General features: G+C 66.3%; 1 protein-coding gene. It reads left to right on the forward strand.

Annotated elements, in window-relative coordinates:
- On the forward strand, positions 1-331 hold a 331-nt coding region (locus EN745_RS35760), incomplete at its 5' end, for an SDR family oxidoreductase (protein ID WP_127423369.1).
- Positions 332-412 lie beyond the last annotated feature (81 nt).

The following is a 412-nucleotide window of genomic DNA, read 5'->3' on the forward strand; positions in this document are numbered from 1 at the left end:
CGCCTATGTCGCGCCCTATGTGGCCGCCAAGCATGGCGTCGTCGGGCTGATGCGCGCCTTGGCCGCCGAGACCGCCAAGTCAGGCGTGACGGTCAACGCCGTCTGTCCCGGTTTTGTCGAAACCTACATGCTGGAAGAATCCGTCCAACGCATCGTGGAAAAGACCGGGCGGTCGGCAGCGGAAGCAAGGCAGAGCCTGTCGGCGACGAACCCGCAGGGACGCTTCATCCAGCCGGACGAGGTCGCAGACGCGGTGCTGTGGCTGTGCAGCGATGCGGCGCGATCGATCACCGGACAGGCAATCTCCATTTCCGGAGGCGAGACATGGTAGCGGGACCGACCTCCACCGGGCCGGGCAAGGAGAGGCTGCGGTTGTGGATCAGGCTGCTGCGCGCCTCGCGCACCATCGAGG

The organism is Mesorhizobium sp. M4A.F.Ca.ET.022.05.2.1, assembly GCF_003998845.1.
Classification (GTDB): domain Bacteria; phylum Pseudomonadota; class Alphaproteobacteria; order Rhizobiales; family Rhizobiaceae; genus Mesorhizobium.